This is a genomic window from Oceanithermus desulfurans (genome assembly GCF_014201675.1).
GTDB classification, from domain to species: domain Bacteria; phylum Deinococcota; class Deinococci; order Deinococcales; family Marinithermaceae; genus Oceanithermus; species Oceanithermus desulfurans.
The window spans coordinates 157,521-179,922 of the sequence record NZ_JACHEZ010000001.1 but is presented as its reverse complement, the minus strand read 5'-3'; the positions used below and the strand labels follow the sequence as shown (position 1 = coordinate 179,922).

At 69.0% G+C, this 22,402-nt stretch carries 20 protein-coding genes; 13 read left to right on the top strand and 7 right to left on the bottom strand.

Translation table 11 applies throughout. The annotated features are described in order from the left end of the window. Positions 1 to 9: 9 nt before the first annotated feature. From HNQ05_RS01000 to HNQ05_RS00980, 5 genes are read right to left on the bottom strand one after another with little or no spacing between them, the layout of a single operon-like run. Complete coding sequence (locus HNQ05_RS01000; RefSeq protein ID WP_147145184.1) at positions 10 to 657, bottom strand: nitrous oxide reductase accessory protein NosL; 648 nt, start codon at positions 655 to 657, stop codon at positions 10 to 12. Then, positions 629 to 1,378: an ABC transporter ATP-binding protein gene (locus HNQ05_RS00995; RefSeq protein ID WP_147145182.1), complete on the bottom strand. Its 750-nt coding sequence runs from the start codon at positions 1,376 to 1,378 to the stop codon at positions 629 to 631. Before HNQ05_RS00995 ends, HNQ05_RS01000 begins: the two co-directional genes overlap by 29 nt. Continuing rightward, positions 1,363 to 2,610 (bottom strand): NosD domain-containing protein, encoded by a 1,248-nt coding sequence (locus HNQ05_RS00990; RefSeq protein ID WP_147145180.1) that lies wholly within the window; start codon positions 2,608 to 2,610, stop codon positions 1,363 to 1,365. The genes HNQ05_RS00995 and HNQ05_RS00990 overlap by 16 nt, the downstream gene beginning before the upstream one ends. A gap of 58 nt (positions 2,611 to 2,668) precedes the next feature. After that, positions 2,669 to 3,247 (bottom strand): response regulator transcription factor, encoded by a 579-nt coding sequence (locus HNQ05_RS00985; RefSeq protein WP_147145178.1) that lies wholly within the window; start codon positions 3,245 to 3,247, stop codon positions 2,669 to 2,671. After that, a complete protein-coding gene (locus tag HNQ05_RS00980; RefSeq protein WP_183677511.1) occupies positions 3,244 to 4,128 on the bottom strand; it encodes a sensor histidine kinase in 885 nt (294 codons plus the stop codon). The genes HNQ05_RS00985 and HNQ05_RS00980 overlap by 4 nt, the downstream gene beginning before the upstream one ends. Positions 4,129 to 4,192: 64 nt before the next feature. On the opposite strand from HNQ05_RS00980, the gene HNQ05_RS00975 reads away from it, so the two are divergent. After that, entirely contained in the window at positions 4,193 to 5,059 is an 867-nt protein-coding gene (locus HNQ05_RS00975; RefSeq protein ID WP_147145176.1) for a cell division protein FtsX, read from the top strand. Next, positions 5,056 to 6,258 (top strand): murein hydrolase activator EnvC family protein, encoded by a 1,203-nt coding sequence (locus HNQ05_RS00970; RefSeq protein WP_147145174.1) that lies wholly within the window; start codon positions 5,056 to 5,058, stop codon positions 6,256 to 6,258. Before HNQ05_RS00975 ends, HNQ05_RS00970 begins: the two co-directional genes overlap by 4 nt. A gap of 46 nt (positions 6,259 to 6,304) precedes the next feature. Here HNQ05_RS00970 and hpf read toward each other — a convergent pair whose 3' ends face one another. Then, positions 6,305 to 6,856, bottom strand: a complete 552-nt coding sequence (gene hpf / locus HNQ05_RS00965) for a ribosome hibernation-promoting factor, HPF/YfiA family (RefSeq protein WP_147145172.1) — start codon at positions 6,854 to 6,856, stop codon at positions 6,305 to 6,307. A 51-nt stretch (positions 6,857 to 6,907) separates the two neighbouring features. Further along, complete coding sequence (gene ftsE / locus HNQ05_RS00960; RefSeq protein WP_147145170.1) at positions 6,908 to 7,591, bottom strand: cell division ATP-binding protein FtsE; 684 nt, start codon at positions 7,589 to 7,591, stop codon at positions 6,908 to 6,910. A 90-nt stretch (positions 7,592 to 7,681) separates the two neighbouring features. On the opposite strand from ftsE, the gene HNQ05_RS00955 reads away from it, so the two are divergent. From HNQ05_RS00955 to HNQ05_RS00905, 11 genes are all read left to right on the top strand, one after another. Then, complete coding sequence (locus HNQ05_RS00955) at positions 7,682 to 9,004, top strand: S41 family peptidase (RefSeq protein ID WP_147145168.1); 1,323 nt, start codon at positions 7,682 to 7,684, stop codon at positions 9,002 to 9,004. A 6-nt stretch (positions 9,005 to 9,010) separates the two neighbouring features. Then, positions 9,011 to 9,769 (top strand): ABC transporter ATP-binding protein, encoded by a 759-nt coding sequence (locus tag HNQ05_RS00950; protein ID WP_147145166.1) that lies wholly within the window; start codon positions 9,011 to 9,013, stop codon positions 9,767 to 9,769. Beyond that, entirely contained in the window at positions 9,735 to 11,351 is a 1,617-nt protein-coding gene (locus HNQ05_RS00945) for a putative ABC transporter permease subunit (protein WP_147145164.1), read from the top strand. Before HNQ05_RS00950 ends, HNQ05_RS00945 begins: the two co-directional genes overlap by 35 nt. Positions 11,352 to 11,478: 127 nt before the next feature. Further along, positions 11,479 to 12,411 carry a hypothetical protein gene (locus HNQ05_RS00940; protein WP_147145162.1) on the top strand — a complete coding sequence of 311 codons (933 nt, stop codon included), beginning with the start codon at positions 11,479 to 11,481 and terminating at the stop codon, positions 12,409 to 12,411. 49 nt (positions 12,412 to 12,460) lie between these two features. Continuing rightward, positions 12,461 to 12,850, top strand: coding sequence for a DUF3197 domain-containing protein (locus HNQ05_RS00935; RefSeq protein WP_147145160.1), 390 nt, complete (start codon positions 12,461 to 12,463; stop codon positions 12,848 to 12,850). A gap of 437 nt (positions 12,851 to 13,287) precedes the next feature. Beyond that, positions 13,288 to 14,511, top strand: coding sequence for a WD40/YVTN/BNR-like repeat-containing protein (locus tag HNQ05_RS00930; RefSeq protein WP_147145158.1), 1,224 nt, complete (start codon positions 13,288 to 13,290; stop codon positions 14,509 to 14,511). Positions 14,512 to 14,827: 316 nt separating this feature from the next. Next, on the top strand, positions 14,828 to 18,394 hold the full coding sequence (metH, locus tag HNQ05_RS00925; RefSeq protein WP_147145156.1) for a methionine synthase: 3,567 nt from the start codon (positions 14,828 to 14,830) through the stop codon (positions 18,392 to 18,394). A 182-nt stretch (positions 18,395 to 18,576) separates the two neighbouring features. Continuing rightward, a complete protein-coding gene (locus tag HNQ05_RS00920) occupies positions 18,577 to 20,115 on the top strand; it encodes an Ig-like domain-containing protein (RefSeq protein ID WP_183677509.1) in 1,539 nt (512 codons plus the stop codon). Between the two features lie 119 nt (positions 20,116 to 20,234). Further along, the gene (locus tag HNQ05_RS00915) at positions 20,235 to 20,876 is read left to right on the top strand and encodes a hypothetical protein (RefSeq protein WP_147145152.1); all 642 of its coding nucleotides are present in this window, start codon (positions 20,235 to 20,237) and stop codon (positions 20,874 to 20,876) included. Next, positions 20,873 to 21,208: a hypothetical protein gene (locus HNQ05_RS00910; protein ID WP_147145150.1), complete on the top strand. Its 336-nt coding sequence runs from the start codon at positions 20,873 to 20,875 to the stop codon at positions 21,206 to 21,208. Before HNQ05_RS00915 ends, HNQ05_RS00910 begins: the two co-directional genes overlap by 4 nt. 67 nt (positions 21,209 to 21,275) lie before the next feature. Further along, entirely contained in the window at positions 21,276 to 22,349 is a 1,074-nt protein-coding gene (locus HNQ05_RS00905; RefSeq protein WP_147145148.1) for a TIGR04053 family radical SAM/SPASM domain-containing protein, read from the top strand. The last annotated feature ends 53 nt before the right edge of the window (positions 22,350 to 22,402 follow it).

The window sequence follows — 22,402 nt, the reverse complement described above, 5'->3', positions numbered from 1 at the left end:
AGGATCAGCCTACACGAGCCCGGTGTGCTTGGCGAGGAGCGGAACCAGGTTGGCCTCCGGGAGCGGGCTCAGGTCGAGCAGCTGACGGTAGGTGTAGAAGTGGTAGCGGCCGAGGCCCGGGCGGTTCCGCACGAAGTCGCCGGCCTTCTGGGGACTGGGCACGGCCACCAGGCGGGCCATCATCGTCGTCTTCAGCTTCTCGCCCCAAACGTAGGTGGCCTGGCGCGCGGGCATGAGGCCCAGGCGCTTGCAGCTCTTCGGCAGCGCCTCCACCGCCATCACGTAGAAGGTGCTGCCGTCGCCGTCGACCAGCCCCTTGGCGTAGGCGTAGTTGAACATGCAGGCCAGCGACTCGAAGTGCAGGGCCTTGCCGTCTTCGAAAACGATCTGGGCGTAGGTACGCTCGAAGAAGCCCTTGGGGAACTTCTTGCCGCGCCAGCCGCCCTCGGGCGTGGCCAGCGGCATGCCGCAGAAGGCGCAGCGCCCTTCCTGCCAGGGGATCTTCGCCGCCGGGTAGATTTTGCCCGTCCCCGGCTGCGGCGCACTCCCCATACCCTGCTGCGGGCCGCCGTGGCCCATCGCCAGGACCGGGCGGACCAGCGCCCCCAGCCCCAGCGCACCCATACCCTTAATCAGATGACGTCGACTCTTCTTCATAAAGCACCTCCTTAAGCGTGTCTACGGGTTCCCGCAGCACGCGGGCCCCCGGAAGCACCTCGTTCAGATCGCGGCCGTCGGCGAGGCGGTAACGGTAGAACGAGCCCACCGGACCGCGGGCGCGCAGCCGGCCGTGGGCCAGCAGCAACGCTTCGTCGGCGAGGGCCTCCACCTCCTCGGGCCGGTGGGCGCTGACGATGACCGTGCCGCCGCGGGCGCGGTGTTCGTCCACCCAGCCGCGCAACCGCGCGAAACCGCCGGGGTCGAGCGCGCTCGCGGGTTCGTCCAGCAGCCAGACGGGCGGCTCCCCCAGCAGCCCGGCGGCCAGCGCCAGGCGCTGGCGCATCCCTCCCGAGAGCTGCCCCACCGGCTTCGCGAGCACCGGCTCGAGCCCCATCCGCCGGACCGCCGCGCGCAGCGCCGCCGCCGTCGCCCCGCGCATGCGCCGGGCCGCTTCCAGCACCTCGGCCGCGCGCAGGTGCGGGGGCCAGGCGATCTGCTGCGGCACGTAGGCGCGCAGCGCGCTGGCCCGCGGCGAGCGCGCGGGGAAGCCGGCCAGCGTCACCCGACCGCCGCTGGGGGCGAGCCGGCCCGCGATCAGGCCCAGCACCGTGCTCTTCCCGGCGCCGTTGGGCCCCACGAGGGCCAGCGCGCCGGGACCGATCTCGACCGTGAGCGGCTGCAGACGGCCGCGTTTACTGGCTTCTACGAGCGCAACCATAACCCTCCTCCCAGCCCGGCGAGCGCCAGGATCCAGGCGACGCCCGCAAAGGGACGCCCCTCCCGCTCGAGCGGCAGCGGCGCCGCGTCGGCCAGCGTCATGAAGCGCAGCGCCGGCACCCGGCCCTCGACCCGCTCCCAAAGCAGCATCCCCGGCCCCAGAGCGAAGAGGCTGAGGTCGGGCTGCCGGCTCGTCAAGAGCGCGTAGCTGGAGCTGGGCACGTAGGGCAGGTCGGCCGCGCCGTCGCCGTCGAGGTCGAGCGGCCGCACCCGGTCGTAGCGGTTGCGGCGCATGGCCACCTGCGCCTCGGGGTCGTCGACGGCGAGGTCGTAGACGTTGCCGCGGAACCGGTTGCCCTCGAAGCGCAGCGCCGAGGCGACCTTGTCGCGCTCGCGGCGGACCAGCACGCCGAAGCCGTTGTTGATCAGGTCGTTTTCCCGGAAGACGTCGTCCGGGGACGAGACGACGAGCATGCCCACGGTGTTCCCGCTGACCCGGTTGCGCTCGAAGCGGCTGTCGCTTTGTTCCTGCACCAGCAGGCCGAACGCCAGCGGGCCCACGTGCCCGGCGAAGACGTTGTCGTGCACCCAGGCGCGGGATCCGTACATGATCGCGGAACCGACCCGCCCCGCTTCCACGCGGTTGCCGGCGACCTCGACGCCGCGGCTGAACATCAGGTGGAAGCCGTAGCGGCGGCTTTCCCGCGAGACGTTGCCGAGCGCGCGGCTGTCCGAGGCGTGCTCGAGGTAGAGGCCGTCGAGGAACCCCTCGACGCGGTTCCCCTGCACCCGCGCACCGGGGGTGCGGTAAAGGGTAATCCCGGGCGCGTCGCCCAGACCGTGCAGGGTGCAGTCCTCGACGCGCACCCGCGGCGAGTCCTCGGCCCGCACCCCCGTGGTCACCCCCGCGGCCTTCAGGCCGCGGACCGCGCAGTCGGTGCAGTCGACGAGCCAGACGGCCGCGTCGGGGGCGTAGAAGTCGTTTTCGCGGCCCACGTTGCGCACCTCGAGCCCCTCGACGGAGGTCCCCTCGGCCGCCAGTAGCAGCGCGCTGCCCGCGCCGCCACCGTCCAGGACGGCCCCGGGCTCGGCCACCAGGCGGACGTGCGGGACCTCGATCGTCCAGGGACCGGCGTGAACGCCGGGGGCGAGCGTCAGGGTGTCGCCGGGTTCTAACGGGGGCAGCGGATCGCCGGGCTGAAGCAGCAGCGCAGCTGCAAACAGGAACCACACGCATTACGTTTTACGTGAATCCAAGATGAGGAAAAAAGTACGAAGTTTTCTTAGGCAGCTAGTCCAGGCCCGCGTGGTACAGGGTGGCGAAGCGCAGCAGATCCTGGGCGCTGCGCAGGCCCAGCTTGAACATCAGGTGGCGGCGGTGGGTGTAGACGGTTTTTTCCTCGATCCCCAGCTGCTGGGCCACCTCGGCGTTGGACAGCCCCTGGCCGAAGAGCGCCAGCACCTGCCGCTCCGTGGGCGAGAGGCGCTCGAGCCGCGGGTGCGCCCCCGAGTCGGGCGGGGCCGACAGGTCCGCCAGCGCCGCGGCCAGCACTTCGGGCGGTTCGTTCTTGGAGAGGAAGGCCGCGGCCCCCACCTCGGAGGCGCGGGTGCGAAAGGCGGGCTCGTCGTACGCCGTAAGGATGATGACGGGCAGGTCGGGATGGCTGACCCCGATCTCCTCGAGGAAACGCAGCCCGTGCTGGTCGGGCAGGGAGAGGTCGAGCAGCACCCGCTCGGCCCAGTCGAGGTGCTGCTTCGCCTCGGTGGCCGTCCCCACGGCGCGGACGTCGGCGTCGGGCAGTGCGCCTTCGATGATGCGTACGAGCCCTTCGCGCACCATCGCGTGATCTTCTACGACGAGTATCTTCATGTCTCCACCGGCCACGAGGCCGCCAGGCGGATGCCGCCGTGGGGGCTGGGCTCCCACTCGAGGCGCCCCGCGCGCAACCTCATTCTAGCCTCGAGCAACCGTAACCCTTGTCCCGGTTCGATCGTACCCCCCTGTCCGTCGTCGTCCACGCTCACCCGGATCTCCCCGTTGCGCTCGATGCGCACCCAGACCCTGCGTGCGCGGCCGTGCCGCCGCGCGTTGGCCAGGGCGTGCTGCACGATGCGAAAGACCTCCACGGCCTCTTCGCTGCGCAGGTCGGCCGCGAGGGCGAGCTCGAGCTCCAGCCCCTGGCGCTGGGCCAGCTGCACCAGCGCCTCGCGCAGGTCCAGGTGTTCGAGCTCCGGCGGCGCCAGCCGGCAGATGACCCGCCGCAGGCTCTTCTCGGCGTCGCGCACCAGCCGTTCCGCCTTTTCCCGCTCGCCGCGCCCCAGCGCCCAGCGAGCGGCGATCAGCGTCTGCACCGCGTCGTCGTGCAGCGCCGAGGCCAGCTGGCTGAACTCGAGCTCCTGCAGGCTCAGGTAGTCGCGGCTGATGCGCAGCAGCTCGTTGATCCGCGCCACGATGCGGTCGGCGTGCTCCTCGCCCACCGGGCGCAGCCGCTCGCGGCCGGCGAGCAGCCCCTCGAGCTCGCGCTCCAGCCGCAGCCAGGGACCCAGCATGTAGCGCAGCGCCCAGTAAACGGTGATGCCGCTCAGGCTCGCCGCCACGAAGGTGATCCCCGCGTCCACCAGCAGGTGGTAGCGGTAGTAGAGCGCCGCGAAACCCGGATTGCCGCGGGCCCAGTAGTGGATGAAGAAGACCGCGAGCGGGCTCAGGTAGGCAAAGACCGCCGCGAGAATGATGGCCACGCGCAGGCGCATGCCCTTACGTTAACGCAGCCGCCGGTTCCCATGCCCTTAATTTGCCAGCGGGTAAACTACCGATGTGTACGCCCTCACCCAGGCCTTGCGCGCGTTCCGCCGTCACCCGACCAGCGCCCTCGCGACCCTGACCACGGCTACCGTCTCGTTTTCGCTCCTCTTCCTGGTGGGGCTTTTGCTTTGGAACCTGGACCGGATCGTGGGCTCGCTGGAGAGCGAGGTCGAGATCGTCGCCTACCTGAAGGACGGCTCCGACCCCCAGGCCGTCCTCGAGCAGGTGCGCTCCTGGCCCGAGGTCGAGTCGGTGCAGCTGATCGGCAAGGACGAGGCGCTGGCGCTGCTGCAGCTGGAGTACCCCTACCTGGCCGAGGCCTCCGACCTGATCGACAACCCCCTCCCCGACACCCTCAAGGTCCGCCTCATCGACCCCACGCTCACCCGCCAGGTGGCGCGCAAGCTGGGCGACCTGCCGCAGATCGGCCCCGGCAACGTCGACTACGGCGGTGAGGTGACGGAACGCCTGGTGCGCTTTCTCGGCGGCCTGCGCCTGGGCGCCAACGTGCTGATGCTGCTGCTGATCGTCGACACCTTCTTCAGCGTCATGGGCACGATCCGGCTCTCCATCGAGAACCGCCGCGAGGAGCTGCGGGTGATGCTGATGGTCGGGGCCACCCGCGGCTTCGTGCAGCGCCCCTTCCTGCTCGAAGGGCTGCTCCTCACCCTCTCCGCGGCCCTCTTCGCGCTGGCGCTGGGCAACCTCGCCTACCGCTTCGTCGCCGCCACCCTGCAGAACCTGCTGCCCTTCCTGCCCGTCCTCTCCCCCGACGACCTGCTGCGGGCCTCGGTGGGGCTGCTGGCGCTCGCCCTCTTTCTGGGCTTTTTCGGCGCCTGGCTCTCGGTGCGCACCTACCTGCGGGACACGGAAACATGAAACGCTGGCTGACCCTGCTTTTGGCCCTCGCGCTGCCCCTGGCCTGGGGCCAGGCGTCGCTCGAGGAGCTGAACGCGGCGCTAGAGCAGGCGCAGCAGCTCCGCCAGCAACGCATCGAAGCGGCGCGCGCCGCGGAGGCGCGCCTCAAGCAGCTGGGGGCGGAGGTGCAGCGGAAACGGCGCGAGCTCGAGGCGGTGGCCCGCGACATCACCCGCCTGGAGCGGGAAAAGCGCCAGATCGAGAAGTCGATCGCCGGCCTCGAGGGGCAGATCGCCGCCACCGAGCAGGAGATCGCGGGAATCGAGGCCAAGCTGGGACGCCTGAAAGGGCGGATGACCCGGCTGGTGGAGAAGCTCTACCGCGAACGCGCCGGGCGGTACCTGCCGCTGTTGCGCGCCCAGTCGCTCTCGGACCTGCTGATGCGCGCCGGCTGGGTGCAGTACCTGGGCGCCAGCGACGTCCGCCTCGTCGAGACCCTGAGCGCGCTGGTGCGGGAGCTGCACGCCGCCCGCGAACGGCTCGTGAACCTGCTGCAGGAGCTCACCAAGAAGAAGAGCGAACGCGAGGCGCGCATCGCCGCGCTCGAGGCCAAGCGCCGCCAGTACCGGGCGGTGCTCAACGAACTCAAGCAGAAACGGGCGGCCGAGGAGGTGCGCATCGTCGAGCTCAACAAGGCGGCCGAGGAGCTCGAGCGCCAGATGCAGGCGCTCGCCGCCCAGCTCGAAGCCGAAAAACGCCGCCTGGAAGAGGAACGCCGCCGCCGCGAGGCCGAGGCCCGCGCCGGTCGCACCACCGGCCCCAGCTTCGAGATCCCCCGCGAGCTCGTGGGCGAGCTGCTCTTCCCCATCCCCGGCGGCCGCATCGTGACCCCCTTCGGCAAGGCCGACAACACCTGGCAGGTGATCCAGGCCGATCAGAACTACGCGCCGGTACGGGCGGCCGCCGACGGTCAGGTCTTCGCCACCGCCTTCTACGCCAACTACGGCTGGAACGTGCTCATCCTGCACGCCGACAACCTGCTCACCCGCTACACCAACCTGCAGGAGCCGCTCGTGCGCACCGGCGACCGGGTGCTGCAGGGGCAGATCATCGGCTACCTGGGCGGCTCGGCGATCATCCCCCCGAACGAGATGTGGTTCAGCGTCATCCTCAGCCAGAAGGGGCGGCTCGTCTCGGTCGACCCCGCCAAGTACTACTGAGCGCCCGCCGCAGGTCGCGGCGGGCGGAGCGGGGCCGGCCCGGGGGCTAGGCCCCGGGCTCGATCAGGCCGTAGTTGCCGTCGTGGCGGCGGTAGATGACGTTGATCTCGCCGGTATCGGCGTTGCGGAAGACGAAGAAGGTGTGCCCCAGGGCCTCCATCTGCAAAGCCGCGTCCTCGGGCGTCATCGGCTTCATCTCGAAGCGTTTGACGCGCACGATCTCGGGCTCGAAGGGTTCCGCTTCCTCCTCGGGGGGCGGGGGCGGGGGCGTACCCGGCCCCAGGCCGCTGTGGCGCTTGCCCATCAGGCGCCCCTTGAAGCGCTTGAGCTGTTTTTCCAGGACCTCGATCGCGCGGTCGATCGCCGCGTACATGTCGGGGTCCGACTCTTCCACGCGGATGATGCCGCCGGGAACGTTGAGCTGGATCTCGGCCTTGGCGCGGCGCTCCACGTGGGGCGCGCCCGCGATCGACAGCACCACCTTGGCGTCGACGATGTTGTCGAAGTAGCGGTCCAGCCGTTCGGCCTTCCGCTCGACGTAGTTTTTGAGGGCTTCGGTAACCTCGACGTTGCGACCCACGAACTTGTAGATGTTCATACGTCCTCCTTTCGGACCGAACTTCACCCTCTCTTCCAGTCTAGCACCGGCCTAGAGGGCGTAGGTGCCGGTTTTTTCGTCGCGGACGAGCTGCCCGGAACGTAGGACGACGACCCGCTGCGGATAGGCCTCCACCAGTTCGCGGGAGTGGGTGGCGATGATCACCGTGGCCCCGGAGGCGTGGATGGCCTTGAAGATCTCGAGCACCTGCACCGCGTTTTCGGGGTCGAGGTTGCCCGTGGGCTCGTCGGCCAGGACGATGGGCGGCCGCCCGATGATGGCGCGGGCGATGGCCACCCGCTGGGCCTCCCCCACCGAGAGCTGGTAGGGGTAGGCGCGGCGCTTGTGGACGATGCCCACGGTGCGCAGCACCCGGACGATGCGCTTCTTCCACTCGCGCGGGGCCACCCCCAGCACCCGCAGGATGAAGGCCAGGTTCTCCTCGACGGTCAGGTCGGCGAGCAGCCGGTGGTCCTGGAAGACCATGCCGATGTTGCGCCGGTGCAACGCCACCCGGTTACCCCGCAGGTTGGCGAGGTTCTGCCCCGCCACGTAGACGGCCCCGGAGGTGGGCTCGAGCCGCTTGAGCGCCAGGCCCAGGAGGGTGCTCTTGCCCGCACCCGAGTGCCCCACCAGGAAGACGAACTCGCCCTTCCTGACCTCGAGGTTGACGTTGTAGAGCGCCATCGTCTTGGTGCGGGGGTACTCGACCGAGACCCGGTGAAAGTGGATCATTCTGGACCCAAGATACCCCACCCGGATGAGGCTTTGCGCAGGAAACCGCGGCTACCTTCTTCTCATGCGCCCCGGAGTAAAATGCCCTCCATGGCGCATCCTCGACTCCTCTGGGCCGGCGTGGCCCTGCTGACCGTGGCCGTGGGCCTCGCGCAGTTCGGCGGCGGCGCGGGCTTCGAACGTAACCCCAACGGCAAGGCCCTGATCGAAACCTACGAGATCATCCAGGAGCAGTACCTGAAGCCCATCGATCCGAAAAAGGCCGACGAGCTCCTGCAGGGCGGCATCAGCGGCGTCGTCGGCGCCCTGGACGACCCCTTCACCAGCTACAGCCCTCCGCGCAACGCCCACATCCGCGAAGAGGACGTACGCGGCGAGTTCTTCGGTATCGGCGTGCAGATCTCCCCGGCCAACCCCGACGGCACCGGGGCCAAGATCGTCAACGTCTTCCGCGGCGGCCCCGCGTTCAGCGCCGGCATCAAGACCGGCGACGTGATCGTCGAGGTCGACGGCGAGAACGTCAGCGAGCTGCCGCTCTTCGACATCGTCGCCAAGATCCGCGGCCCCAAGGACACCAAGGTATCCATCGGGGTGCAGCGCAAGGGCGTGAGCGCGGTGCTGCGCTTCGAGATCGTCCGCCGCAAGATCGAGATCGTCTCGGTCAGCAAGACGATGCTCCCGGACAACGTGGGCTACGTGGCCATCGAAACCTTCCTCAACGTCAAGGTCATCGAGCAGCTGCGCCAGGCGGTGGCCGATCTGAAGCGCCAGGGCGCCACCCGCCTGGTCCTCGACCTGCGCGACAACGGCGGCGGGCTGCTCGACCAGGGCTGTCAGGTGGCCGACGCCTTTTTGAAGCGCGGCGTGATCGTCTACACCCGTGACCGCCGCTCCACCCGCGCCTACTGCGAGGCGAGCCCGCGCACGATCTGGAACGGCGAGATGGTCGTGCTCGTCAACGGCAGCTCGGCCTCGGCCTCCGAGATCGTCGCCGGCGCCCTGCAGGACACCGGCCGCGCCCAGGTGGTGGGCGAGCAGACCTTCGGCAAGGGCGTGGGGCAGAACGTCTTCACGCTGGCCAACGGCGGCGAGCTGACCCTGGTCACTTTCGAGTGGCTCACGCCCAAGAAGCGCTCGATCCACGAACAGGGGATCACCCCCGACGTCAAGGTGCGCGACAACCGCTTCCCCACCCCCCTCGCTTTCGAGGGCCTGGGGGCCGAACCCGGCGCCGAGGTGACGCTCTCCACCGGCGGCAAGACCTTCACCACGACCGCCGACGAGGAGGGCAAGTTCAGCTTCAGCGAGGAGCTGCCCCCGCGCGCGCTCTCGGACGTGCAGGGCGAGGCCAAGGTGGACGTGGCGAACGACGCGATCCTGAAGAAGGCGCTCGAGCTGCTGGGCGCCCGCTAGCTCCGCATGATCCGGATCCAGGCCCTCAGCAAGCGCTACGGCCGCTTCACCGCGCTCGAGGGCCTGGACCTGCACGTGCCCACCGGCGAGACCCTGGTGCTCCTGGGGCCCAACGGCGCGGGCAAGACGACGGCGATCCGCGCCCTCACCGGCCAGTTGCGGCCCACCCGGGGGCGGGTGGAACTGGCCGGGGTGGACGTCTGGCGGCGGCCGGTGGCGGCCAAACGCCTCTTCGGCTACGTGCCCGACCGCCCCTACCTCTACGGCAAGCTCTCGGCCGTGGAGCTGCTGCGCTTCGTGGGACGGCTCTACCGGATGGAGGCGCGCCGCATCGAGACCCGCATCGAGGCGCTGCTCGCGGAGTTCCGGCTCGAGCGTTTCGCCTCGGCCCTGATCGAGACCTACTCCCACGGCATGCGCCAGAAGCTCACCTTCGCCGCCGCGCTTCTCCCCGAGCCGCGGGTGCTGATCGTGGACGAGCCGATGGTGGGCCTCGACCCGGTGGCCGCGCGCACCGTGCGCAACCTGCTGCGCGCCTACTCGAAACCCGACCGCGCCGTACTCTTCTCCACCCACCAGATGGAGCTCGCCGAGGCCGCCGCCGACCGGGTGGCGCTGCTGCACGAGGGGCGGCTGCGGCTGACCGGCGCTCCGGAGGCGGTCCGCGCCCAGCACGGCGACGCCAGCCTGGAAGAAGTCTTCATACGGCTCACGGAGGACGCCGCCCAAGATGCTGCGGCTGCGGCTGCGCATCCTGCGTCATAGCCTGGCCGCCCGCCCGTTCGCGGCGCTGGTGGCCGCCGCCCTGGGGCTGGGGGTGGCCGCCCTGGCCTTCTACGGCACCCTGGCCTTCCTGCGCTTCCTGTCCGCCTACCCCTTCGCCGCGGGCGTCGTGGAGGTGCGCAGCCTCGAAGGGCTCTTCCTGGTCCTCTCGGCGGCGGTGCTGCTCTCGGCGCTGCCGGGTGCGCTCGCGGTGCTCTACGACTCCCGCGACCTGCCGTTGCTGCTGGCCTGGCCGCTGCCGGCGGCAAGCGTCTTTACGCTCAAGGTGGTCGAGACCTACGCGGTGACGGCGCTCGTGCCCACGCTGCTCACGCTGCCGGTCCTCTACGCCCTGGGCGTCTTTCACGAAGCCCCCATCGGCTACCACCTCGTGGCCACCCTCGCGGTGCTGGCCCTCTACGCCCTGCCCGTGGGGCTGGGCGTCGGCCTGGCGCTGCCGCTGGTGCGCTTCGCCCCCGCGGGTCGCGCCCGCGAGTGGGCCGGGGCGCTCAGCGCCGTGTTGGGTGGGGCGATGATCTACGGGCTGCGCGCCCTGCGCCCCGAAGCCCTCTTCCGCCAGGAGTTCGCCAACGAGGCCGCGCTGAAGGCCTTCATCCAGCAGTTCCAAAACCCCGCCGCCCCCTTCCTTCCCCCGGCCTGGGCGGGGCGGGCGGTTCAGGAGGCGCTCGAGCGACCGGGCATCCCGCCCGCCCTCGTGGGCCTGCTCGTCCTGGCGCTGGGCGTGCTGGGGGCCAGCGCGCTCGCCGCCGGCTACGCCTACCAGGCCGGCTGGGTCCGCGGGCTCGAGGGCGCCAGTGTCCTCAGGGCTGCGCGGCCGTCGGCGGCCTGGGAACGCGCGCTCGCCCGTTTGGGGTCCGTGGGAGCGCTCTGGGTGCGCGACGTCCGGCTGTTTCTTCGCGACCCCAACCAGATCGCCCAGCTGGTGCTCGTGGCCGTGCTGGTGCTGCTGTACACGACGAGCCTTGCGGCCTTGCCGCTGGAGGGCGTGGTCTTCGTGCGCGTCGTGGGCTTCCTGCACCTCGCCTTCCAGGGCCTCGTGATCGCGGGGGTGGGCGTGCGCCTGGCCTATCCCCTCTACTCGTTCGAAGGGCCGGGCTACTGGCTGGTGCGGACCGCGCCGTTCGGGCGGCTGGGACTCCTGCTCTCGCGCTACGTCCTCGCCCTGTCGCTCCTGCTCCCCCTGGGGCTGGCGCTGGGCCTCTACGCACCGGCGGTCATCGGTCTGGACCCCGGCCTGCGCACGGTCTCGCTGATCTCGGCGCTGGCGGCGGTGGTGGGGCTGGCGGCCCTGGGGGTCGGCCTCGGAGCGGTCTGGCCCAACCGCGAGGCCAGCAACGCCAGCGAGGTGCCCATGAGCCTCGGCGGCCTGCTCTACATGCTGCTGGGCACCCTGTTCGCCTTCGGCATCGCGGCGCTGGACGCGCGGCCGGTCTACTGGGCGCTCGGCGGCCGTAGCGGCTTCCTGTCGAGCCCCGAGGGGGCGCTTTGGCTTGCGCTGCTGACCGGGATCACGCTAGTCGTTGCGGTCACGCCGCTGGCCTGGGCCTACGTCAGGTCCGACTAGCCGCCCGCAGACGCGGGGCGTTGCGCGACCGCGGCCGTTCCGGGGGCGCGGCTTTTCCGTGTTTTGCATCCGTACCTGTGATACAATTCAGGAGATTTCTATTAAACTGCCGCTACATCCTTACGCTTTGTTGCTGTTGGCGCTGGTGCTCGCGCCGCTCGTCGCGCCGGCCCAGCAGCCGCTGTGGCGGACCGGCGACCTGCTGTTCCCCGAGGCCTGGGCAGCGGCGTCGGCCAACCCCGCCGAGCTCGCCCTGCTCGCGGGGCACGAACTGTGGATCGACGACGCCCGGGTGGTGGGACGTTCCAGGGATGGCGGCTACATCGGCTTGCAAGCGGTCTACCGCAGCCGCCCCTTCTCGATCGGAGCACGGTTCCAACCCCATCGAAACTACGCCATCTACACGGCCTTCGCCCGGCAACCCTTCGGCCTGGCCCTTTGGGCTGAGCAAGGACGAGAGGCGGTCGCGCTGACCCAGGGGGACCTGCGTCAGGGTCTCCGGTGGGGGCTGGGCGCCGGATGGGCGGGCCCCGAAGGGCACCGCGCCTGGCTCTGGTGGTTCCTGGGGCCGCAGCCGCGGCACCACCTGGTGCGGCTCGGATACCGCGTCCCCCTCGGCGATGCCTGGGGGCTCGTCGAAATCGACGACCGGTTCGAACCGGAGCAGGGCGACTTCGACCTGACCCTGAGCTACGGTATCGAGCGCAACGCAGGCGAGGTGCGCCGGCGCTACGCGCTCGTCTTCGACCCCGGCATGACGGACGAGGGCTTCGGGTTCCACCTCACGGGGCGGTTCTCCGTGGATGCCCCTTTGTGGGGGCCGAAGTACCGGCTCATCGCGACGGGGGGCGTGCAAACCCGGGCGTGGTGGCTCTACGCCGGCAGGCACCGGGGACTGCGCCTGAGCGCCCGCTCCGCCCGCTTCGACAACCTCTTCGAAACCCGATGGGGACGTACGGTGTTGCGTTTCACGCTCCCCGGACTGGATCTGGGTCTTTCCGGCGACGACCTGCGGCTGGGCTGGCGGGTCGGCTTCCGGGCCCTGATCCGCTGGCCCTAGGGGCCCCTGCCCCTGGCGCTGCGCGGCGCGGGAAGGCAGAATGGTAGCCATGGAGCGGATTGGATTCAGAGGCCTGCCCAAGGATACGCTCGAGCAGCTGAAACCGCGGCTGAAGAAGCTGCACTTTCCCTCGCTCAAGGTCATCCTGGTGACCGACCGCCAGGGCCGCCGCGAGCAGGCGCGCTACCGCGTCTTCCTGGTAGGCGGCAAGCACGCCCTCCTCACCGAAGACGCCTTCGGTCCCGCTTACGGCGAAGAAGGGGTGCGCGCGCTGGCGCAGCTGATCGAGATGCTGCGCAAAGGAGGCGCGTTCAACTTTAAGGAGGCCGTGCTGCCGCCCGACGTCTACGCCGCCCTCGACGCCATGGACGAAGGCGCGGTGCGCGAACGGCTGCTCGCCAACGCCAACCCCGCGGACCCCGAGCTGTACGCGGCCTGAAACGCGTTTCTCCCGCCCCTCCGCGCCTGAGGCCGGAGGGGCCTTTTTTGTGGCGCACGACCCCAAACACGCACCGCAGGAAACGGGCTGGGGCGGGTTGCCGCGGTCAGGGGCACGCCGCCTTTCTTAGCGTCGAAGAGCAGCGGCCGCCCCCGCGCCTGAGCGAGGGCGGCGAGCTCGAAGAGCAACGTCATCCCTTCTGCGCCCTGAGCCCGAAGAAGAAGGAAAGCCCCCCACCCCGGCAGGCGCCCCGAAAGGCCGGAGAGGTGGGCGCATGGCCGGGCGCTCGGACCAGCGTCACGGCCGAGAACCCGTTCCGGACTTTCTGCAATTGCAGCTATTCCGTCCCCGTCGGCTAATCCTATTTCCTAGGACATACATAAACCAGCACCCGAGCTAAGATGGTTGGGGACCATCCTATTGCAGGGAGGCAGAGAATGGCCATTCTAAGAGCATTTAAATCGGCAGGATTGGTTTTATTGTTTTTCGCCGTTCAAGGCTGCAACCTACAGCTCTCGGGCGATAATACAACCTCACCCGCCTTTTCCATGCAACTAAGCCCCGACGCGCTGACCGTGGCCCCCGGATCCTCCACCCAAACCACCCTGACGGTCACCCCGCGAAACGGCTTCGTTGGAGTCGTGGACCTGCAACTAAGCGGCGGCCCAACGGGCGTCTCGGTCGCCCCCGCGAGCGTAACCGTCTCTGGCAGCCCGGTCAGCCAAACCCTCACGATCTACGCTACCGGCAGCGCGTCGACCGGCACCTATGACCTTCGCCTGGAGGGATCCTCGGGCAACCTCACCTCTTACGCAGGCTTCAACTTAACCATCGGGACCAACGCCGCACCCGGCACCCACTGGACGATTCGCGAATCGGGGACCACCAAGTTGCTCCGTTCGGTGGCCTTCGGAAACGGCACTTTCGTAGCCGGTGGCGAAGGGGGCACGCTGCTTTCTTCCGCCGACGGGGTTTCCTGGACCGTGCAGCCCACGGCGTCGCTCGACCCCATTCGAAGTGTGATCTTCGCACAAAACAAATTCGTCGCGTTGCAGGGACGTTACGTCCTGATTTCCACCGATGGAGCAACCTGGAGCTCGAACGAAGTAGAGGTTACGCCCTACGACGTGGCCTACGGCGACGGCCAGTTCGTTGGGGTGGGTTCGGGGGGCAACGTCCTGACCTCCTCCGACGCGGTTAACTGGACGAAACAGGGATCCATTACTTCCTACACGCTGTTGGGCATAGCTTACGGCAACGGCGTCTTCACCACGGTCGCTGGCGGCGGGAAGATCTTCACCTCTTCCGACGGGGTGAGCTGGACGGAACGCCAGTCTGGAACCTCGTACGCGTTGCAGGACGTAGCGTATGCCGAAGATCGTTTCGTCGCCGTGGGTGATGCGGGAAGAGTCCTGACTTCGGCCCACGGAGTTACTTGGACGCCGCAACTTTCGGGCACGAATCATGACCTTTACGGCATTGGCTACGGAGACGGCATCTTCGTGGCGGTTGGCGGAAGCGGCTCCATACTCACCTCGCCCGACGCCGTCTCCTGGACCGAACGCACTTCGGGTACCGGGTCAACCCTTCGGGGCGTCGCTTACGGCAACGGCAGCTTCGTCGCTGTGGGTAGCAGCGGGGCCATTTTGACCTCCCCTTGAACCCAAACCCGCATCCAAGCCGCAGGGTAGGGGCCGGCTACGGGAGCCGGCCCTAAAAGGTTATCGAAACACGCCTCGCTTACGTCGCCCGCAAACGCCCTTCGCCAAAGGCTGGACGACTGGGCTCGCCAAGCCGCGTCACTTGGTGGGCGGCAAGCGCGCCCCCGACGCCATGGACGAAGGGGCGCTGCGCGAACGGCTGCTCGCCAACGCCAACCCCGCGGACCCCGACCTGTACGCGGCCTGAAACGCGTTTCTCACGTCCCTCCGCGCCGTTTTGCTATACTTTGCGCCTAAGGCCGGAGGGGCCTTACTCATGGCGCACGACCACGAACACGCACCCAAAGGCTCCGGTTGGGGCGAGCTTCCCCTGCCGCGCACGCGCTACGACCTGACCGAGCGGGCGCGCCGGTTTCCTTACCTGCGTGCCATCTCCGAGCGGGTGCTCGTCTTCGACGGCGCCATGGGTACCGAGCTGCAAAAGTACGCCCTGAAGCCGGAAGACTACGGCGGCGCGGAGTACGACGGCTGCCCCGAGATTCTGAACCTCACCCGCCCCGACGTGATCCGCGAGATCCACGAAAGCTATCTAGAAGCCGGGGCCGACGTCATCGAGACCAACACCTTCGGGGTGATGCCCCACGTCATCGGCGAGTACGGCCTGGCGGACCGCGCCCGCGAGCTGGCCGAGGCCGGCGCGCGGCTGGCGCGGGAAGCGGCCGACGCCTTCGGCACTCCGGAGAAACCCCGCTTCGTCGCCGGCTCGCTGGGCCCCGGCACCAAGCTGATCAGCCTGGGGCAGATCAGCTGGGACGAGCTCTTCGAAAGCTACCGCACCGCCGCCCGCGGCCTGATCGCCGGGGGGGTGGACGTGATCGTCATCGAGACCGCCCAGGACATCCTGCAGGTGCGCTGCGCGGTGCAGGCGGTGCGCCAGGCCATGCGCGACGAAGGCCGCGAGGTGCCGCTGCAAACCCAGGTGACCATCGAGACCACCGGCCAGATGCTGGTCGGCAGCGACGCCGAGGCGGCGCTCGTAGCGCTCGAGTCGCTGCCGGTGGACGTGGTGGGGATGAACTGCGCCACCGGGCCCGACCTGATGGACCCCCACATCCGCGTCTTCGCCGGGCGCGCCAGCCGGCCGACCGTCTGCATGCCCAACGCCGGCCTGCCCCGCAACGAGGGCGGACGGGTGGTCTACGACCTGACCCCCGAGGAGCTGGCCCGCTGGCAGACCAAGTTCGTGACCGAGTACGGCCTGAACGTGGTCGGCGGCTGCTGCGGCACCGGGCCCGAGCACGTCCGCGCCCTCAGCCAGGCGCTGGCGGACGTGCCGCAGACCCGGCCGCGTCCGCCCCGGCTCGAACCCCCGGCGGTGGCCAGCCTCTACCAGGCGATCGAGTTGCGGCCTCAGGCCGGGGTGCTGATGATCGGCGAGCGCACCAACGCCACCGGCTCCAAGAAGTTCCGCGAGCTGCTCTTCGCCGGCGACCTCGACGGCATCGTCGAACTGGCTCAGGACCAAGTGGCCGGCGGGGCGCAGATGCTCGATGTTAGCGTGGCCTGGACCGGCCGCGACGAGAAGGCCGACATGGTGCGGGTCGTCGAACGCCTGGCGCGCGAGGTGGACGCGGCCCTGATGATCGACAGCACCCAGCCCGAGGTGATCGAAGCGGCGCTCGAGCGCGTACCCGGCCGCCCGGTGGTTAACTCGGTCAACTTCGAGGACGGCGAAGCGAAGTTCGATCGCATCGCGGAGCTGGCCCGCGCCCACGGCGCGGCGGTGGTCGCCCTGACGATCGACGAGGAGGGCATGGCCAAGACGGTGGAGCGCAAGCTGGTGGTCGCGGAACGCATCTACCGGCGGCTGGTGGAGCGCCACGGCTTCTTGCCCGAAGACATCCTCTTCGACCTGCTCACCTTCCCCATCACCCAGGGCGACGAGGACACCCGGCGGCTGGCGCTGGCGACGCTCGAGGCGATGCGCTACCTGAAGGACGCCCTGCCCGGCGTCGGCTTCGTGCTGGGGGTTTCCAACGTGTCGTTCGGCCTCAAGCCGGCGGCCCGCAAGGTGCTGAACGCCGTCTTCTTGCACGAGGCCCAGCAGGCGGGGCTGACCGCCGCCATCGTCCACCCCGGCAAGATCGTACCGGTCAACCAGATCCCCGAAGAAGCGGTGCGGCTGGCGCGCGACCTGATCTACGACCGCCGCGAAGAGGGCTACGACCCCCTCTTCGCCTTCATCGACTACTTCGAAAGCCACACCCTCGACGAGGCCCGCGAAGACGAAGCCGAGCGACCGGTCGAAGAGCGGCTGCACCGCCGCATCGTCGAGGGCCGCAAGAAGGGGCTCGAAGAAGATCTGGCGGAAGCGCTGGAAAACCACCGCGCCGAAGAGATCATCAACGAGATCCTGCTCGGCGGCATGCAGGAGGTGGGCGACCTCTTCGGCTCCGGCCAGATGCAGCTTCCCTTCGTCCTCAAGTCGGCCGAGGTGATGAAGGCCGCGGTGGCCTGGCTCGAGCCCCACATGGAGAAGAAGGAGGACGCCCACAAGGGCACCCTGGTGCTGGCGACGGTCAAGGGCGACGTCCACGACATCGGCAAGAACCTGGTGGACATCATCCTCTCCAACAACGGCTACCGGGTGATCAACCTGGGCATCAAGCAGCCGATCGACTCGATCCTGGAAGCCGTCGAGCGCTACCGCCCCGACGCCGTGGGCATGAGCGGCCTGCTCGTCAAGAGCACCGCGGTCATGAAGGAGAACCTGGAGCACATGGCGGCCCTGGGCCACCGCATCCCGGTCATCCTCGGCGGTGCGGCGCTCAACCGCCGCTACGTCGAGCGCGACCTGCGGGCCGTCTACCCGGGTACCGTCCACTACGCCCCCGACGCCTTCGCCGGCCTGAAGCTGATGGAGGAAATCGTCCGGTCGCGCGGCCGGGAAGAGGCCGCCGCCCCCGCCCGGGAAACCAGACCCCGCGCTCGGGTGGCCCCCACCCGCGCAGGGCCCCCCGGCCCGCCGCCGCGGGTACCCCGGCCGCCCTTTTTCGGCCGCCGCGTCGCCGCTGCGGGCGAGCTCGACCTCTTCACCATCGCCCGCTACCTGAACGAAAACGCCCTCTTCCGCGGTCAGTGGGGGTACAAGCGCGGGAAGCTGAGCCCGGAGGAACACCGCGCGCTGATCGAGCGCGAGGCGCGGCCGCGGCTGCGGCGCTGGCTCGGGCGCGCCGCCCGCGAAGACCTGCTCGAACCCCGGGCCGTCTACGGCTTCTGGCCCGCCGCCCGCGAGGGGGACGAGGTGGTGCTCTTCGACCCCGAGACCGGCGACGAGCTCGAACGCTTCGCCTTCCCCCGCCAGGCCGGCGGCGGCCTGAGTCTGGCCGACTACTTCCGCCCCCGCGGCGCGGAACCCTTGGAAGACGAGGCGAACTGGTTCCCCGAGAGCGCCTGGAACGCCGGCGCCCGCGACGTGATGGCGCTGATGGCCGTGACCATGGGCCCCCGCGCCAGCGCCTTCAGCCAGCGGCTCTTTGACGCCGGCGAATACGAAGACTACCTGCTCTTCCACGGCCTCTCGGTAGAGATGACCGAGGCCCTGGCCGAGTACTGGCACAAGCGCCTGCGCCAGCAGTGGGGCATCGCCGGCGCCGACGCCACCGACCTGCAAAAACTCTTTGCCCAGGGCTACCAGGGCGCCCGCTACGCCCCCGGCTACCCCGCCTGCCCCAACCTGGAGGACCAGGGCAAACTGGAACGCCTTCTCGAGTGGTCCGAAATCGGCCTGAGCCTAACCGAGGACTTCCAGCTGGTCCCCGAGCAGTCCACCAGCGCCTTCGTGGTGCACCACCCCGAAGCGCGCTACTTCGCCACGTCCTAGCCTCCCGAACGCCGGCAAGGCGGAAGCGCGACGCCGCCCTTCCGCATGACATATGCCTCTAAGCCCAGGCTTTACCGGACTATATAATCGGTAGGTCTTGGATGCGGTAAAGCGGTTACTCTGGCCCCATTCGGTTTCCACTTTCCCGAAAAACGATCCGAGATGATTGGAGAACGATGCGTATGGAGAAGTTTGGATTTCGTTTCGGTCACCCCCGCAGCTGGACCGCGGTGGCGCTAACGGCCGCCCTGGCCCTCTTCGTATCAGCCTGCGGCGGCACCCCCCCGTCCGACACCACCGCGCCGCAGCTGACGGGCCACACCCCCGCCTCCGGCGCCACCGGCGTGCTCCTGGCCAGCCCCATCGTGCTGGAGTTCGACGAGGCCATCGCCCCTGCGAGCATCTCGCCTGCCAGCTTGAAGGTTCTGGACGGCAGCCAGGAGCTCGGCTACACGGCCGCGCCCTCCGCCGACGGCAAGACCCTGACGCTCACCCTTACGTCCGCGCCCGCGGCGCTGCCCGCGCAGCTGACGGTGCAGCTCAACGGCCTGGCCGACGCCGCGGGGAACCCCGTCCAGGCTTCGTTCGCCTTCACCACCGCCGACGACTGGATCAAGCTGGGCGACTACGTCCAGGAAGACCTCTCCGGGGACGCCGACCACCCTTCGGCTGCCCTCGACGCCGACGGTCGATTGGTCGTGGCCTACGACTACGCCGCCAGCGCCGGCTACCGCATCGCCGTCCGCCGCTGGAACGGCAGCGCCTGGGAAAACATCGGGGCCCCCTTCAACTCCGGGTCCAGCGACGGCGCCCAAAACCCCGACCTGGTGCTCGACTCGACCGGCAACCCCGTGGTGGCCTGGGTGGAATACAACGCCACCAACCGCAACAACGTCTTCGTGCGTCACTGGGACGGCAGCCAGTGGAAGCCCTACACCAACAGCGGCGAGATCCTCGACCTAACGGATTCCAATAGCGCCACCACTCCCACCATCGCACTCACCAGCAACGACGATCCCGCCGTGGCATTTGCGGAACAATCCACGGTTTCCGGAACCACTGCCTGGCACGTGTACCACGGGGGCTTCGACGGCAATCTTGGCTGGATTTTCCAAAGCAGCCCCGACAACTACGCATCGGGTGAGGACGCTTCGAGCCCCGTCGCCGCCATGAACTCGGACAACGAGATGGTCCTGGCCTGGGTGGAAAACTCCGCCAGCGGCAAGGGCATCTACGTCAAGAACGTCGCCACGGGCTTCCTTGGCACGCTCCCCCTCAAGCACGCCGACGGCGACTTCATCCCCTACATGGACATGGCGCTCGATACCGACGGCAACCCGGTGGTGGTCTGGCGTGAGCAAAGCAACGGCAGCGGCCTCTACGCCAAGCGCTACGACGGCAGCGCCTGGCAGAACTTCGGCTCGAGCGACCTGGTGAACGCCAGCGGCTTCTACCTGGCCATGGCGCTCGACGCTTCGGGCTACCCGGTCATCGCCTACAGCGCCTCCAACGGCGGCAGCACCAACCTGCTCGTAACCCGCTGGGACGGCGCGGCCTGGGTCGCGCTTCCGGGCAGCGTAAACCTGGACCCAACGCAGGAACTGTACAGCTTCGACTGCGTTCTCGACGGCAACGGCAACCCCGTCGTGGTCTGGGGCGAAGACGACGGCAGCGGCGGCTTCGTGCTGCACGCCGCCCGCTACAACGGCCTGGCCAAGTAAACCGACCTACCCTTTGACGCGCGGGGCACGCCCCGCGCGTTTTAACCTATTCTGGTTGTTAACAGCGTATTAAACCTATATCGGTTGCTTTTCAGCACGCCCGCGGCTATACTGAAGCCGTGCCCCACCTGGTCCTCAATGGCGACCTGATCGCCTCGCGCGCCTACGGCGCCGGCGAAGCAGCCCGGTTGCTGGCCGACGTCGTTCATGAAGCCAACGGCCGGTTTGCCGGCGCGCTGGCGGCCCCGCTGCGGGTCGTGCAGGGCGACGCCTTTCAGGGGGTCGTGCGTGCGGGTTCCGTGCTGAGGGTGGTGTTCTTCGTGCAGGCCCGGCTGGTGGTCCGCTCGAACGGCCGCCTGAAGAGCCGCTTTGGCATGGGGTTCGGAGCCATAGACCAGAGCCTGGGCGGCGCATCCGACCCGTCCTTGCTCACCGGCCCCGCGTTCGTGTCCGCGACGGCGGCGCTCGAGGCCGCCCGCAAGGAAAAACGGCAGCTGATGCTGCAGGGGCCGGACCCGAGGCTCACCGCGGCGGCCAACGGCGCCTTCGGCCTGGTGGAGTTCGTGTGGAACCGCTGGAGCCCGGAGGTCTGGCGGCGGGCGCAACGCTACGACGAGCTGGAAGCCGTCAAGCCGCTGGCCGCCGAACTGGGCGTCAGCTACCAGGCGGTGCACAAGCAGCTCCACCAGCGGGGGGTGCTGGCCGTGCGCGAAGCGCTCGTGGGCCTGGAGAAATTGCTAGAACGGGAGGGAAAGCCTTGATTACCTTCGTCGAATACGCCCTGCTGTACCTGCTGGTCATCGAAGGCGGCAACCACGCGGTGCGCTTCGTCCTGGACCGGGTGCCCGGGGTGCAGGTGCAGGAGGCCCCGCCCGGGCTGGCGCAGGCGGGGCGCTGGATCGGCTACCTGGAGCGGCTGATGATCCTGACCATGATCCTCGCCGGCGCCTACAACGGGGTGGGCTTCGTCTTCGCGGGCAAGGCCATCGCCCGCTTCCAGAGCCGCGAACAGACCGAGTACTACCTGCTCGGCACCTTCGCCAGCTTTGCCTGGGCGGTGTTCTGGGGCGCGGTGGGAAACGTGTTGATTTAGTTTCTTCAAGGATTACAAGGGACATATACCCCGGGAAATCCTGAGCCGGACGCTTTACTTTAGGGGCATGCGCCCGGACTTTGACCGCTACCCGTTCCTAGTCGCCTGGGAGATGACCCACGCCTGCGATCTGGCCTGCAAGCACTGCCGGGCCAGCGCCGAGCCCGACCCGCTCCCCGGGGAGATCACCACCGAGGAGGCCTTCCGCTTCCTCGAGGAGATGGCCACCTACAAGCCCAAGCCCATCCTGCTGCCCACGGGCGGCGATCCGCTCAAACGGCACGACCTCTGGGAAATTCTGGAAAAGGCGCGCGAGCTGGGCATCAAGATCGGCATCACCCCCGCGGTCACCCCGCTACTCACCCACGAGGTGATCGACCGCTTCAAGGAGCTCGACGTGCACGCCATGGCCGTGAGCCTCGACGGCGCCAGCGCCGAGACCCACGACGAGTTCCGCGGCGTGCCCGGCACCTTCGAGCTGGCGGTGGACGCGCTCAAGTACGCCCGCTCGATCGGTCTCCCGACCCAGATCAACACCACGGTCACCAAGCAGACGAGGCCCGAACTGCCGGGGCTCGCCGATCTGGGCCGCGACCTGGGCATCTCTGCCTGGGAGGTCTTCTTCCTGGTTCCGGTGGGGCGCGGGGCCCTGCTGCAGCAGCTCAGCGCCGAGGAGTACGAAGAGGTGCTGCGCTGGCTCTACCAGGTCTCCAAGACCCACAAGCTGCACATCCGCACCACCGAGGCGCCCCACTTCCGCCGCGTCGTCATCCAGGAGCGGATGAAGAGCGCGGAGGCCGACCACGCCCTGGTGCAGAACAAGCGCGGCGTCCACATGCACGACGCCTACGGCTTCGTCTTCATCAGCTCGCAGGGCGAGGTCTTTCCCTCGGGCTTCCTAGCGATGAGCGCGGGCAACATCAAGGAGCGGAGCCTGCTCGACATCTACCAGAACTCCGAGCTCTTCCGCAAACTGCGGGACCGCAGCTACCTGAAGGGCAAGTGCCGCGTCTGCGAGTTCGGCAACGTCTGCTGGGGCAGCCGCGCCCGCGCCTGGGCCGAGACGGGCGACCCCTTCGAGTCGGAGACCCGCTGCGCCTACGTGCCCGAGGCCTGGAAGGCCGAGGTGGCGGGGGACTGACGCCCGAACCGCCTTTTGCGGCGGGGCCGCGGCCCCGCCCGTTTCGCTGGCCC

Excerpts from the sequence above, each read along its gene's own strand:
- HNQ05_RS01000 (WP_147145184.1), bottom strand. The coding sequence starts at position 657 with ATGAAGAAGAGTCGACGTCATCTGATTAAGGGTATGGGTGCGCTGGGG.
- HNQ05_RS00995 (WP_147145182.1), bottom strand. The coding sequence starts at position 1,378 with ATGGTTGCGCTCGTAGAAGCCAGTAAACGCGGCCGTCTGCAGCCGCTC.
- HNQ05_RS00985 (WP_147145178.1), bottom strand. The coding sequence starts at position 3,247 with ATGAAGATACTCGTCGTAGAAGATCACGCGATGGTGCGCGAAGGGCTC.
- HNQ05_RS00980 (WP_183677511.1), bottom strand. The coding sequence starts at position 4,128 with ATGCGCCTGCGCGTGGCCATCATTCTCGCGGCGGTCTTTGCCTACCTG.
- HNQ05_RS00970 (WP_147145174.1), top strand. The coding sequence starts at position 5,056 with ATGAAACGCTGGCTGACCCTGCTTTTGGCCCTCGCGCTGCCCCTGGCC.
- hpf (WP_147145172.1), bottom strand. The coding sequence starts at position 6,856 with ATGAACATCTACAAGTTCGTGGGTCGCAACGTCGAGGTTACCGAAGCC.
- ftsE (WP_147145170.1), bottom strand. The coding sequence starts at position 7,591 with ATGATCCACTTTCACCGGGTCTCGGTCGAGTACCCCCGCACCAAGACG.
- HNQ05_RS00955 (WP_147145168.1), top strand. The coding sequence starts at position 7,682 with ATGGCGCATCCTCGACTCCTCTGGGCCGGCGTGGCCCTGCTGACCGTG.
- HNQ05_RS00950 (WP_147145166.1), top strand. The coding sequence starts at position 9,011 with ATGATCCGGATCCAGGCCCTCAGCAAGCGCTACGGCCGCTTCACCGCG.
- HNQ05_RS00945 (WP_147145164.1), top strand. The coding sequence starts at position 9,735 with ATGCTGCGGCTGCGGCTGCGCATCCTGCGTCATAGCCTGGCCGCCCGC.
- HNQ05_RS00935 (WP_147145160.1), top strand. The coding sequence starts at position 12,461 with ATGGAGCGGATTGGATTCAGAGGCCTGCCCAAGGATACGCTCGAGCAG.
- HNQ05_RS00930 (WP_147145158.1), top strand. The coding sequence starts at position 13,288 with ATGGCCATTCTAAGAGCATTTAAATCGGCAGGATTGGTTTTATTGTTT.
- metH (WP_147145156.1), top strand. The coding sequence starts at position 14,828 with ATGGCGCACGACCACGAACACGCACCCAAAGGCTCCGGTTGGGGCGAG.
- HNQ05_RS00920 (WP_183677509.1), top strand. The coding sequence starts at position 18,577 with ATGGAGAAGTTTGGATTTCGTTTCGGTCACCCCCGCAGCTGGACCGCG.
- HNQ05_RS00905 (WP_147145148.1), top strand. The coding sequence starts at position 21,276 with ATGCGCCCGGACTTTGACCGCTACCCGTTCCTAGTCGCCTGGGAGATG.